This is a genomic window from Psychrobacter sp. (assembly GCF_030454045.1).
Lineage (GTDB): Bacteria > Pseudomonadota > Gammaproteobacteria > Pseudomonadales > Moraxellaceae > Psychrobacter.
The window spans coordinates 1-13,597 of sequence record NZ_JAKDJE010000034.1; the positions used below are offsets into that span (position 1 = coordinate 1).

The 13,597-nt window shown below is 43.9% G+C and carries 11 protein-coding genes; 9 read left to right on the forward strand and 2 right to left on the reverse strand.

The window, feature by feature from the left end:
- The first annotated feature begins 141 nt into the window (after positions 1-141).
- Both L0G63_RS07825 and msrB read left to right on the forward strand, forming a co-directional pair.
- A complete protein-coding gene (locus L0G63_RS07825) occupies positions 142-1,446 on the forward strand; it encodes an iron-containing alcohol dehydrogenase (protein WP_301450137.1) in 1,305 nt (434 codons plus the stop codon).
- Between the two features lie 182 nt (positions 1,447-1,628).
- On the forward strand, positions 1,629-2,276 hold the full coding sequence (gene msrB, locus L0G63_RS07830) for a peptide-methionine (R)-S-oxide reductase MsrB (protein WP_301450138.1): 648 nt from the start codon (positions 1,629-1,631) through the stop codon (positions 2,274-2,276).
- Between the two features lie 186 nt (positions 2,277-2,462).
- Here the strand turns inward: msrB and folE are convergent, their stop codons facing one another.
- Complete coding sequence (folE, locus tag L0G63_RS07835) at positions 2,463-3,059, reverse strand: GTP cyclohydrolase I FolE (protein ID WP_301450139.1); 597 nt, start codon at positions 3,057-3,059, stop codon at positions 2,463-2,465.
- Positions 3,060-3,504: 445 nt separating this feature from the next.
- Between folE and L0G63_RS07840 the strand changes: the two genes are divergently transcribed.
- On the forward strand, positions 3,505-4,314 hold the full coding sequence (locus L0G63_RS07840; RefSeq protein WP_301450140.1) for an enoyl-ACP reductase: 810 nt from the start codon (positions 3,505-3,507) through the stop codon (positions 4,312-4,314).
- 126 nt (positions 4,315-4,440) lie between these two features.
- Positions 4,441-5,121 (forward strand): YoaK family protein, encoded by a 681-nt coding sequence (locus L0G63_RS07845; RefSeq protein WP_301450141.1) that lies wholly within the window; start codon positions 4,441-4,443, stop codon positions 5,119-5,121.
- Between the two features lie 92 nt (positions 5,122-5,213).
- Here L0G63_RS07845 and L0G63_RS07850 read toward each other — a convergent pair whose 3' ends face one another.
- Positions 5,214-5,375 carry a hypothetical protein gene (locus L0G63_RS07850; protein ID WP_301450142.1) on the reverse strand — a complete coding sequence of 54 codons (162 nt, stop codon included), beginning with the start codon at positions 5,373-5,375 and terminating at the stop codon, positions 5,214-5,216.
- A 371-nt stretch (positions 5,376-5,746) separates the two neighbouring features.
- On the opposite strand from L0G63_RS07850, the gene L0G63_RS07855 reads away from it, so the two are divergent.
- From L0G63_RS07855 to hrpA, 5 genes are all read left to right on the forward strand, one after another.
- Entirely contained in the window at positions 5,747-7,168 is a 1,422-nt protein-coding gene (locus L0G63_RS07855; RefSeq protein WP_301450143.1) for a DASS family sodium-coupled anion symporter, read from the forward strand.
- A 128-nt stretch (positions 7,169-7,296) separates the two neighbouring features.
- A complete protein-coding gene (locus tag L0G63_RS07860; RefSeq protein WP_301450144.1) occupies positions 7,297-8,088 on the forward strand; it encodes a metallophosphoesterase in 792 nt (263 codons plus the stop codon).
- A gap of 65 nt (positions 8,089-8,153) precedes the next feature.
- Entirely contained in the window at positions 8,154-8,747 is a 594-nt protein-coding gene (locus L0G63_RS07865; protein WP_301450145.1) for a DUF1543 domain-containing protein, read from the forward strand.
- Between the two features lies 1 nt (position 8,748).
- Positions 8,749-9,066, forward strand: coding sequence for a hypothetical protein (locus tag L0G63_RS07870; RefSeq protein ID WP_301450146.1), 318 nt, complete (start codon positions 8,749-8,751; stop codon positions 9,064-9,066).
- Between the two features lie 234 nt (positions 9,067-9,300).
- Positions 9,301-13,515 (forward strand): ATP-dependent RNA helicase HrpA, encoded by a 4,215-nt coding sequence (gene hrpA, locus L0G63_RS07875; RefSeq protein ID WP_301450147.1) that lies wholly within the window; start codon positions 9,301-9,303, stop codon positions 13,513-13,515.
- Positions 13,516-13,597: the final 82 nt, after the last annotated feature.

Genomic DNA, 13,597 nt, shown 5'->3' on the forward strand with positions numbered 1-13,597 from the left:
GATTAGTGAGGTGCTCTTCTTTTTTCAATCACTTTCGAAGTTGAGAGTGGGGTTTTATATATACTTATTTATTCTGATATCAGCTCACTAAAACGATTGTTATCGCAGTTAACATCATTATTAAAAAGGATTTTTGTGCCCGTGAAAAAACAAAACAGCCTCACCAAATTAGTCAACCCCAATGGACTGCAGCATGCTGGTTATTTGGCAGTCGCCAAAACACGTGCCAAAGTGCTCAAAGCCATCTCTTATGTCATACCAATCAGAAGACCGATGTTATTTGTGGGCGAGTCCGCTTGCGATGAGCTATGCGACATGCTGATCAATGAAGGCAACACCAATGTGTTTATCGTCACTGATGCCGTACTAAACAAACTCGGTATCCCTGCAAAAGTCACTGATTATCTAGACACAAAAAATATCAACTACCACATCTATGATGGCATCACGCCAGATCCTACCTTTACCGTTGTGGAAGAAGGACTGCGCCAATCTATTGATGCCCATTGTGATGCGATTGTTGCCATTGGTGGCGGCTCTGTGATTGATGCTGCCAAAATGATTGCCTTGTCTCAAGGCAACAAATGCAAGCCCAAGCAGCTGATCGGTATTCTTAAAGCAAGAAAACCTGCAGCTCCGTTGTACTGCGTACCGACGACAGCGGGTACTGGCTCTGAGGCAACCCTTGGTGCGGTGATATCTGATGACCAAACGCATCAAAAGGCGTTGTCTATCGATCCAAGAATGGTGCCGCTCGCCGCCGCGATTGATCCACTTATTATGAAAGGCATGCCAGCCTACATCACCGCAGATACGGGCATCGATGTATTGACCCATGCATTAGAAGCATGGATGAGTGTCAATGCAAGTGTCGAGACGGATTACTATGCCGCCTCTGCTGTCAAATCTGTCATGCATTATCTACCACTGGCTTATAAAGATGGCGGCAATCTAAAAGCAAGAGAAGAGATGGGAGTGGCTGCTCACTACGGCGGTATCGCGTTTAACAAAGCAGGTCTGGGATATGTCCATGCCATTGCTCACCAATTAGGAGCCCACTATCATATCCCTCATGGCCGTGCCAATGCGATCGTGTTGCCTTATGTGCTTGATGTCAATCGTAAAGCAAGCAAGCAAAGACTGGCTGCACTGGCAAAAAGAACAGGTATGGTAGCAGATGGCCAAGCAGGTAATGGCGATAGGGAGATCGCAGATCATCTTATCGAGCAAGTACGAGCGCTGATTGCTACTTTGAATATTGACGTGGCTGTAGATGGCATGCAGACCAATGATTTTGATGACATTGCAAAAGCGGCTGCAAAAGAAGTCAGTGATACGTATGCCGTGCCAACATACCTCTCTTCCTCTGAAATCAAAAAGATTTTGTTGAAAATTAAGCAAGCAAGTGATGCAAGTGCAGATATAGACCACCAGAAAATGTCATAATCAAACAATTACCGTCTACAATGATTAACCTAGTTATCGTAACAATCATTACAAGACTCTGGCGTACACGAGAAACCAGTCGTAATAGAAATTGTTCCTGCTGGCAAGTTTTATAGTCAATCCTAAATAAATAGATACATTATATATCAAGGTGGAACTGGTCTAAATTTTCCTTGTGTGCTGTGTCTACGCAGACAGAGGCTGCGAAAAATTTATCCCAGTCCCACTGTATCGTTTTTATACTGAATTCACTATATCCTGCCGAAGCGTATCATCAAGATTATTATAAGAAGAATCCGATACGTTATAAGGCTTATACGTTCAATTCAGGACGCTATCAGTTTATCGAAAGCGTATACGGCAAAGACTATGAGCTTGATTTTAGTCAGCTCAAGCCAATTGTAGATAGTGCACAGCCAGTTACCTCCAGTCAAGCGCCAAACAGTAAAGCAACTGCAGGATTCAACCCAGATACCTTTATCAAACCAACGCAGGATGAGCTAAAAAAATCGCTCACTGATATTCAGTATAAAGTCACTCAAAAGGACGGTACCGAGCGCGCCTTTAATAACGAGTATTGGGATAATAAAGCGCCTGGATTGTATGTAGATGTGGTATCTGATGAGCCGCTATTTTCTTCTCGTGATAAATACAAGTCTGGCACGGGTTGGCCGAGCTTTAGGCGTCCTTTAAACACAAATATGGTGGTAGAAAAAGCAGATCCGGGTATCTTTGGGATGCGTACCGAGATTCGTAGCCGCTACGCAGACTCACATGTGGGCCATGTATTTGATGATGGTCCAGCACCGCCAGCAAGCGCTATTGTATGAACTCAGCAGCACTACGCTTTATTCCGCTCGCACAAATGGAAGCCGCTGGTTACGGTCAATGGATGGACGAGGTTACACCTATTGGCTAACGCCAATGTAATCCAGCTCTATAGTCAACACAATAGCAAAAAGGACGCTAAATGCGTCCTTTTTGCTATTTGTAATAGATAAAATCGTTCACAGTATTTAGAAAGCAGGCTGACGTTTAGGTACCGCGCCCAAAAACTCGTTACGAGCTTGGATATTGTGACTGTATTCACCAAGCATCGCAGTACTACGCGTAGTCGAATGCTGTTTGCTGACGCCGCGCATCATCATACACATGTGTGAGGCATCCATGACCACCGCCACACCGCGACAGCCAGTGACATCCATGATGGTTTGTGCAATCTGTTCACTCAGGTTTTCTTGTATTTGTAGACGACGAGCAAACATATCGACAATACGGGCAAACTTCGACAGTCCCAGTACTTGGCCGTCAGGCAGATAGCCGATATGCGCGACACCATGGAACGGTAGCATATGATGTTCACACAATGAATAAAACTCAATGTTTTGCACCAGTACCAGCTCACGATTGGTCGATGGAAAAACCGCATCATTAACCACTTCATCTATGCTTTGATGATAGCCTTTGGTCAAGTGAGCAAAAGCCTTTGCAGCACGTACAGGTGTGTCTAATAAGCCAGGACGATTCAAGTCTTCGCCAGTCGAACCAATCAGTTGGCGATAGGATTCAGTACTTTCTTTATAATCTGGGGTTATTATTGGGGTGTTACTCATAAGTTTGGCAGCCATCCAAAATGTGGGTGTAGCTTAACGCTGAATCCTATTGTGTCAGGATTCTTATAAAAATTGTGCAAGCTGGGAAGGGCTGTGATTATACTTGAAATCTGCTGAACTTCATACTGCTGTAGCAAGCAGTTGAGTGTTTAATCCGTTCAGAGTCGTCAGACAAATCAATAGGGCCATAACTATAACGGTGTATACCGTTTAGAACGTTTATATAAAGACCGTTATGGGTGGCAGATATCTGATTGGTTTACTAAATGAGAGGTTAATACAACGTTAATGAGAGTCGACAAGTACAGTTTACGACTGTTTACTTAAATGAATTCGTGTATAATGAGTCATCTTTTTATTTGCCTTATTTTATAACGCTTAACCTTCTAAAGATTCTAAATAACTCTATATTCTAAACATCTCAATTGATTCAAAAGGAAATATTATGCTACTACAAGGACAACGATTTGTCGTCACTGGCATCGCAAGTAAACTCTCTATCGCTTGGGCCATTGCAGAAGCGCTACATCGCGAAGGTGCTTCACTGATCTTGACGTATCCGAATGATAAAATCAAAAAGCGTGTGGACATGGCTGCCGAACAGTTCGAAGCGGATTTGGTGCTAGAGTGTGATGTCGCCTCTGATGAGTCGATTGCTGCATGCTTTGAGCAAGTAACCGCGCATTGGGGCGATGGTATCAACGGTGTGGTACACGCTATTGGTTTTGCGCCAATGGATCAGCTCGATGGTGACTTTGTCAATGCTACCACGCGTGAAGGCAGCCACATAGCACATGATATCTCTAGCTACAGCTTTGTGGCATTGGCAAAAGCAGCTCGTGAGTTGCTTGCAATGCGTCATGGTTCTATGCTGACCTTGACTTATGAAGGCAGTATCTCAGTATTGCCAAACTACAATGTCATGGGTATGGCAAAAGCCAGTCTTGAAGCCAGCGTGCGCTATTTAGCGACTTCTATGGGCGGCGAAGGTATCCGTGTCAATGCGATCTCAGCTGGCCCAATTCGCACGCTCGCGGCTAGTGGCATTAAGTCATTCCGCAAAATGCTCGATATCAGCGAAAAAATCGCACCACTACAACGCAATGTCAATCAGATGGAAGTAGGTAATGCAGCACTATTTCTATTATCGCCTTGGGCATCTGGTATCACAGGTGAGATCATGTTTGTTGATGCTGGCTTCAATACCGTGGCTATCAGTGAGCAATTGATGATGCTGGATGAGCCAGCTCAATAATCATGTAGAGGTTTTTGTTGCAAAGGTCATGATGAGTGAGCGGTGCAATTATTGAAAAGGCAGCCGATTGGTTGCCTTTTTTAGTTATACTATGGATTTTTTACAGCGTGCCTCTAGGGGACGACTATGATAACCAAATTACCCAAATGGATACTGTGGGGCGGGGCGGTATTGGCGTTTAGCGCTGGCTGCGTGAATACAACCGCATTGATGGGTTTTGCCAATCTATCGGTTTCTCATGTCACTGGTAATGTCAGCTTATTTGCTGCAGCTATCGCTTATTCAGACGCCCACAGTATTTTGTATATCGGAGCGCTTTTGCTGTCTTTTTTGGCAGGAGCGATATTGAGTGGTTTTGTCATTGGGCAGACATCCTTAACACTAGGCCGTCGTTACGGGCGTGCGCTATATTTTGAAGCAGCATTACTAATAGCAGGCTACTGGTTATATCAGCAGCATGATTATCTCGGACAGTTGGCAGCAGCGATGGCTTGCGGTTTACAAAACGCGATGGTAGCCACGTATAGCGGTTCAGTCATTCGCACGACGCATCTGACTGGACTGACTTCTGATATCGGTGCAGCCATTGGGAATTGGCTGGCGGGTCGCTCAATCAGTAAGCCGACCTTGGGATTTCAATCTATTATCTGGTATTGCTTTTGCGGCGGTAGTGCCGTAGGTGCATTCCTATTTGCTAAGATTGGTTATGACGCATTGTTCCTGCCGATCACAATCGTTCTGTCCGCAGCATTTATATACAACTATGTCTCAAGTACCTTACCAGAAAAGCGACAACCAAAACTATAAAAGCGCTCATCATTACGATCAGCGCTTTTTATTTATTGTATTGTTGCTAAAGCACCAGCTCTAAAAAACCAGTCTGCTATCAATACAGTCTTTTATCTTGCTTCTTCTTGATGATCTTCATACTCATGCATACCTTGCATCATGTCTAGTGCAGAATCATCTGTACGCTGTTGATCTTCTTTGGCTAGACCGTCTTGATTGATGTCTTTTGGGGCCATCTTTGTGGTTGCGTCAGTTTTATTTGAGTCTGTCATAATATCATGCCTCGTTTTTATTGATCATTGTCTACCTAACTCTATGATTATGTGATAACCATTTTCACTTGTACAGTTCTAATTAATAAAATTTTGGAAGCTTTATGTAATTTATCAATCAGGATCATGGTAAGCAGCAATGAGTCGCTAGGGTAAAAGCTCAAACAAAGTTTGTAAATCATTATCGTTAATAAATCAAATAGATATCTCAAAAATAAAATATTAATCAATATGTATTCATATATAAGTTATTCTGATATGATATTTTCGCGCGTAATATTCATTATATGAATATCATGATGCCTTATAACAAGTGTGTGTTGCAATGATTTTTGACTTCATACTCACTCTGGATGCGATAAGGATAATTTATGTCAGAGAAAAAGCTGGATAGCCACCTGCCTGATGATGGCAATGAGTATCTATTTACCGATACTTTTCCAAAAGGGACAGGCAAGGGGTTGATAGTGGTTGCTATTGCCGCAATCATTAGTTTTATTATTTATAATGTTTTACCATTTGAAGTCAGTGCCAATAAAGGGCTAACGTTGTTATTCTTTATTGGCGTGCTATGGCTCACTGAGGCGATACACGTCACAATCACTGCGATCTTGGTGGTTGTGGTTGGGACTTTGGTTGGTATTCCTGATTTTAATGCTGAAGTAGGTCTGCAAAGCTTTGCCAGTCCCATTATTTATCTCTTCTTTGGCGGTTTTGCCTTGGCGGCCGCGTTACATGTACAAAAATTGGATAGAAAGATTGCGCTAAAAATCTTGTCCTTATCAGGGGGTAAGCTAAGTACCGCGGTCTCGTTGATTTTTGGAGTGACGGCATTTTTGTCGATGTGGATCTCAAATACGGCGACCACCGCAATGATGCTACCGCTCGCACTTGGTATCTTGACGCAAGTGGACAGTAAAGAAGATCGCGGTACGTTTGTGTTTGTACTGCTCGGTATTGCTTATTCAGCAAGTTTGGGTGGTTTGGGTACGATTGTTGGCTCGCCACCAAATGCGATTGCGGCAAAAGCCTTGGATATTGCGTTTGTTGATTGGATGAAATTTGGTATTCCAATGATGCTGATACTATTGCCAGTATTGTTGGGCGCGATGTATCTATTTCTAAAGCCCAATCTAAACCGCACGATGACCCTACAGCAAGATGAAACTATTCATTGGACCAAGCCGCGCGTGCTGACGATTATTGTCTTTATTGTGACAGCGGTGAGCTGGATACTCTCTAAGCAAATTGGTGCTGCAGTTGGTATTGAAGATACTGATGCTGTTATTGCATTGCTGGCAGCAGTGGCGGTCGTGAGTCTGGGGCTGGTGTCTTGGAAACAAGTGTCAGACAACACAGATTGGGGTGTATTGATGCTGTTTGGTGGCGGTATTGCGCTATCGAATATCCTAAAAGCTTCAGGTGCGTCATTAGTACTGGGTGAGACGGTTGCTAATGGCTTACAAACTGCACCGCTATTGGTTGTGATGCTTGCAATCTCAGCCTTCATTATTTTCTTGACAGAGTTTGCATCCAACACAGCATCAGCCGCGCTCTTAGTCCCTGTATTTGTGGCAATTGCCGAGCACATGGGTATACCGAGCGAAGTCTTAGTACTTATTATTGGTATCGGTGCGTCCTGTGCCTTTATGCTACCAGTTGCCACGCCGCCAAACGCTATCGTATTTGGTACAGGTTTGATCAAACAAACAGAGATGGTACGTACAGGTGTCATCCTCAATATTATCTCTACTGTTATCGTTGGCTGTTGGGCGTATTTTTTCCTACTATAAGTCTAACGAACCATTAGCATTACCGTGATAAATAAAACCTGATGTCTCAATATTAATGAGGCATCAGGTTTTTATTTTGTGTACTCTATTGATTTATCATATCGACATTTATGGGGAGAATAGACCGTATGATACCCTCTGACCGTAAGACTCCTTTTACCATTGCTGCTATTTCAGATATCCATAGCAATGTCTTTGCGCTTGACGCTGTGCTTGCCGATATCAAAAAGCGCGGTGTTGATCAAATCGTCAATTTGGGTGATATTTTATATGGACCGATAGCGCCTAGGGCGACCTATGAATTACTAATGACCTATCGAGATGATATTATTACCATCCGAGGCAATCAAGATAGGCAGATTTATGAAGCGACGGAAGCAGAAATTGCTAACAATCCAACAATGGATTTTATTGTCAAAGATTTACCTAAAGACGCGATTGAATGGATGCGCGCTTTACCGTTTGATTGTCATTTAAATGAGGATGTTTATCTTTGTCATGGGACGCCAACCGATGACATGGTATATTTGCTTGAGGATATTGCAACAGGTGCACCGACAGTACGTAGCGACTCAAATATCTTGTCATTATTAAATGGTATCGCTAGCCCTGTCATTATCTGTGGACATACGCATATTGCGCGTACAGTCACACTATCGTCAGGGCAAATGGTTATTAATAGTGGCAGTGTGGGTTACCCAGCTTACGAAGATGATTTGCCCATTATTCATAAGATGCAAACGTATTCGCCTCATGCCAGCTACGCGCTGATAACCTTTATAGAGACACCGCGAGGTAAACGCTGGCAAACTGAGCATATTAAAGTGGCTTACAATCATAAAGCAGCAGCAGAACTGGCACTCAAAAATGGACGTAAAGATTGGGCATTTGCACTGAATACTGGACGAGTATTGCAATAAGACGGGATCGATATCAGGCTCAAATCAAACTAGCTACAATGAAAAACTGATAAGGACGGCGTTATATGCTCACTCTATATATGGTTCAACTTGGCGCTCGCCCCAAAGGTCGTCTGATTGAGCAGCATGATATCTTTTTTGGTGTGGCCAATCACGTTAGTGAGCTAGTAGGAGATATCAACCAGCATTGGCCAGAGGTCAAAAATAAATGGCACATTGATTCGTATCGAGCGATTACTAAGGTTGATGGTTACACGATCAAATTGGTTGAAACAGCTAAGCAAATCACAAAAGGTGCTGATTTAAAGCTATTTTTTATCAATTTGGGCGGCTATCAGCAGGGCAGTTTTGAAGAGTTTCATTATAAATTGCTTACTGTCGCCACCAGTAAGGCACAAGCCATTAAGCAAGCCAAGCAAAGCGAGTTTTATAAACAGTTTACTTTTAAAGATGATGCATCGCCGTTCGATGCCGCCTCTCATATTGATGATAAGTTTGAAGTAGATATAGACGATATCTATAACGTGAATGATCTGCTCTCAAATGTACAGCTGTTGATTGAGCCTATCGCTGAGATAGGGGAGAACAATATTGAGATTGGAGAAGATAAAGAGTATGTGGGATACTTAAGTATCAAGAACCTAAAGAAGTTATCATAATATGGCTTTAAATATGTATTACAAAAGCGGTCTAATTCGCAAAATTCGCTGCCAAATCTCTGACGATATGCTGCCCATCCTTTATCAGATTCACGATAACGCAAAATTTCCACGATTAACGTGGTTAATAGACAATCTTTATGAAAATCCGCAGATTCGTCCTGACGTAGCGAAAGAGTTAGCTAATGAGATGTTAGGGTTTGAAAAATTGATACTGTCACTACATCTTCCTTTTCCTAGGCTGGCACTGCAGAAAATATATACCTTTTTTGTGGGAGCTGCGGCTCACCAACAGGTTATTTATACTGTTAGTCATTAGTTTTCTCATTTAGACCATTTCTATGCCTTTAATAATGTGAAATTTAATATTTATGGTCTAAGTGTGTCTTGATTTAATACTGATTATTAGATAGAGGCGTTATCGTCCTCATAGCCATAGAAAAAACTTGAGCTTTGCAACTAAGCATCATACAAGCATCATAACTACCTTGAATCGCCCTGCATTTGCCTCCATAATCTAACCACCTCTATATAATAAATAGCCTAAGCAAATATGTCTGATACTTTCAAAAATAATGATTCCACCATCTCTACTATAGATGACGCTCATAATACCAATGAATCAAAAACACCATTGACTGATTTACCAGTACTTGCAAAAGACAATTACTATTTAAACCGTCTCAAACGAGAGCTGGCTCGCGCTGCGGTGTCTAACAATAAGAAGTCTGGTCGTCACTCTGAGCAAAAAAACAACCAAGATGATATCCTTGCCAAGAAGCGTGCCCAGTACGATAAGATAAAGACGCGCTCTCAAGGGGCGGTACAGGCACGTATTGATAGTATTCCGAATGACTTACCTGCTAAATTGAATCTTGATCTACCAGTAAGTCAACGTGCAGAAGACTTGGTGCAAGCGATCATTGATAATCAGGTCATTATTGTGGCGGGTGAGACAGGTTCTGGTAAAACAACGCAGCTACCTAAGCTTGCCATGCTGGCAGGACGCGGTATTACCGGACAGATAGGGCATACGCAACCAAGGCGATTGGCGGCGCGTAGCGTTGCAAACCGTATTGCCGAAGAGCTGGGTGAGCCTTTGGGTAATACGGTTAGTTTTAAGATTCGCTTTAATGAGCAAGGCTCCGCGCAATCTGTAGTCAAGCTGATGACCGATGGTATTTTGCTGGCTGAGCTGGGTCACGATCGTTTTTTGAGTAAATACGATACGATTATTATCGATGAGGCGCATGAGCGTAGTTTGAACATTGACTTTATCATGGGTTATCTCAAAAAAATGCTGCCCAAGCGTCCAGATTTAAAAGTCATTATCACTTCAGCGACCCTTGATACCACGCGCTTTAGTGAGTACTTTAGCCGTTATGATGCCAAGCTAAAACGGCAAGTGCCTGCACCTATCTTTAATGTTGAAGGGCGTAGTTTTCCAGTGGAAGTTCGTTATCGTCCGCTGACGGATGAGCCAGTAAACAGCTCAGAAGATGACAGCTACGATGATTTTGAAGAAAATCTACCGCGTGCTGTCGTTGCTGCTGTCGAGGAGTGCTTTAGTGACGCGCAAAATAAAGGTCATGCTGATCAGGCTGATATCTTGATATTTGCCGCGACCGAGGCGGAAATTCGTGAAATGCAAGAAGTGCTTGAGCGTCATGGCCCACGTCATACCGAGGTGCTACCGCTGTTTGCACGGCAAACGTATGAAGAGCAACAGCGTATCTTTCAGCCATCAGGTCGAGGTCGACGTATTGTCATTGCGACCAACGTTGCAGAGACAGCATTGACGGTGCCGGGTATTCGCTATGTGATTGACTTAGGATTTGCGCGGATTTCGCGTTACTCGTATCGCTCACGTGTACAGCGCTTACCGATTGAGGCGATTTCGCAAGCGGCTGCCAACCAACGTAAAGGTCGTTGTGGCCGTGTCGCTCCAGGTGTCTGTATTCGCTTATATTCTGAGGAGGACTTCAACAGTCGTCCTGAATTTACTGAGCCTGAGATTCTACGTACCAACTTGGCGTCTGTGATATTACAGATGGCAAACCTGCGCTTGGGCAGTGTCGATGACTTTGATTTTATTGAGCCACCTGATAGTAGGTTAGTCACAGATGGTCATAAATTGCTTAATGAGCTAGGAGCCATTACGTCCAAAAAGGACAGTACTCAAGATAAACGAAACCCATCAAAACGGCAAAAAGGGCTTGAGCACCTGCGCTTGACCGCAACAGGCCAGAAAATGGCACGTATGCCAATCGATCCACGGCTGGCACGTATGCTGGTGGCTGGTTCTGACTTTGATTGTATACGTGAGATGCTTATCGTGGTGGCGGCGCTTGCGGTACAAGATCCACGTGAGCGCCCTGCCAACAAGCGTACGCAAGCGGATCAAAAACATGCGGTCTTCCGTCAAGATGACTCTGATTTCTTGTTTTATTTGAGCCTGTGGAAAGCACTGTTTGAAAAAGACGAAGACAGCAATAAACTGTCTGGTAATCAGCGTAAGCAGTTTGCGAAAAAGAACTATTTAAGCTTCCCGCGTGTTCGTGAATGGCATCAAACGCATCGTCAATTGCTACAAATGGTGACAGATCTTAAGCTGATAGATACCAGTGATGCACAAGCGTCCGATAAAAATGTCGCTAAGAATGACCCGACTGCAATCGAAGACGAAGCGTTAAAAGCGGTCAAATACGCCAATTTGCACCGAGCGTTATTAACAGGATTATTGTCCATCATTGCGCATAAGACTGAAAGCCGCGGTGAGTATTTGGCGGCGCGTCAGCAAAAAGCCAAAATATTCCCAGCGAGTACGGTATTTAAACAAATACCGCCTTGGGTGATGGCGTTTGAGATGGTTGAAACCTCGCAAGTGTTTATGCGTACCGTTGCCAAAATTGAACCCGAGTGGATTATTTCAGCGGCAGGAAACTTGCTCAAATATCATTACTTTGAGCCGCATTGGTCCAAAAAGACAGGACGAGTCAAAGCGTACGCGCAGATTAGTTTATTTGGCTTGATTATTATCAGTAAGCAGCTTACCAATTACGAGCAAGTAAACTTGGTCGAGTCACGAGAGATATTCATTCGTGATGGGTTAGTGACTGGTAATTTCGGTCGCAATGCGCCATTTTTGCAGCACAATATGGACAAGATTGCCCATGTTGAGCGCATCGAAGACAAGCTACGTCGTCGGGATCTATTGGTTGATGAAGAGACGCTATATCAGTTCTATGATAAAAAGATTCCCGAGCACGTCGCCAGTCGCAAAACGTTTGAAGACTGGCGGGCAGAGGTAGAAAAAAACGATGCTAAGTATCTGTTTTTTACCGATGAAGACGTACTTACTAGTCAAGCACCGACCACGGGCGATTTCCCAGAAGTATGGAAGCTGGGTGATCTAAAGCTGCCACTGCGTTACGTCTTTGATCCAGCAAGTGATGATGATGGCGTGACCATACGCGTACCGCTTGCTGCATTACCACAGCTCGACGCCATTGAGCTACTATGGGGTGTGCCTGGTTGGCGCTATGAGCTGGTATTGCAGTTGCTCAAATCATTGCCAAAAGATATCCGTCGTCAGATCGTCCCTATACCTGATACCGCAGATAATTTGTTTGATGAGTTGCAGCAGCAAGGCGGACAAGGGCTGTTAAAACAGCTGTGCCAAGCGCTCAATCGCCGCGGTATTATGTCGGTGACGCCGGAGAGCTTTAGCCCTTCTACGATTGACCGTTATTTGCAGCCACAAATTTGTGTGGTCGATGACAAAAACCGCATCATTGAAAAAGGCCGTGATCTACAAACGCTACAGATTCGTCATGCCTCCGAGACTAGCCAAGCGGTGAATGAGCAAAAAGGCGCACATACTGAGTTCCCTGAGCATTTTGCCTTTAGCAAAAACCATCATAGCGCAGGCGTGGTCATGAAACAGTTTGCGGCGCTCGTGGCTGATGAAGCAGGCGATGCGGTATCGATCCATCAGTACACCGATGTCAATGCCGCACTACAAGCACATCGAATCGGCGTATTGACCTTGATCAAAGGGAAGCTTGGCGCAAAGAAAAAACAGCTCACCAGTCAAGTGGATAAAATATTTAAACTGGCATTTGCCCCGCTGGGTGATATGGAAAAACTAAAAACAATCGTCATTGATGCTACATTGGATGCGACGCTTGAAGAGCATTATGTGTTATTTGATCATACCGAGAGCCTGCCTGAGAGCGCTGATGACATCGCAGTTGGTCTGAGTGAGGAGTTACCATTTACCCCTGAAGAATATGCGCAGACGCTTGAAGTTGTGCTGAGTCATTTCTTATTGACCGGTCAAAGCGTGATTAAAACCCTAAAAAATGTCTACACGCGTTGGCAGCGTATTCGCCAAGGCCTTCTGATGCTAGATCGTGAGATATTTGGAGAATCGATCGACGATATCGAAGATCAGTTAGAAGATTTGCATTTGGCTGATTTTGTTTATCGCATGGATTACAGCCATTGGCAACAGTATCCACGTTATCTTGAGGCGTTAGAGATTCGCCTTGAGCGCCTTGAGCATAATTTAGATGCTGATCTTGATGGTGTCTACGCGCTTGACTTACATATGGAGCGGTTAGCAGGGCGTGCGGATAAAGAAGCCATTAGTGAGTATCGCTGGATGGTGGAGGAGTATCGCATCCAGCTGTTTGCCCAACCGATGAAGACGCGCATGGCCGTCTCGCCCAAGCGTCTTAGTAAAATGTGGGACAAGGTAAGCTAGCGACTCGTTCATAATCTTGCTCTCAGCAACCACCAACGTACAAAAATTCAATTGAATCGCCTTATATTTTAGTCGATAATAT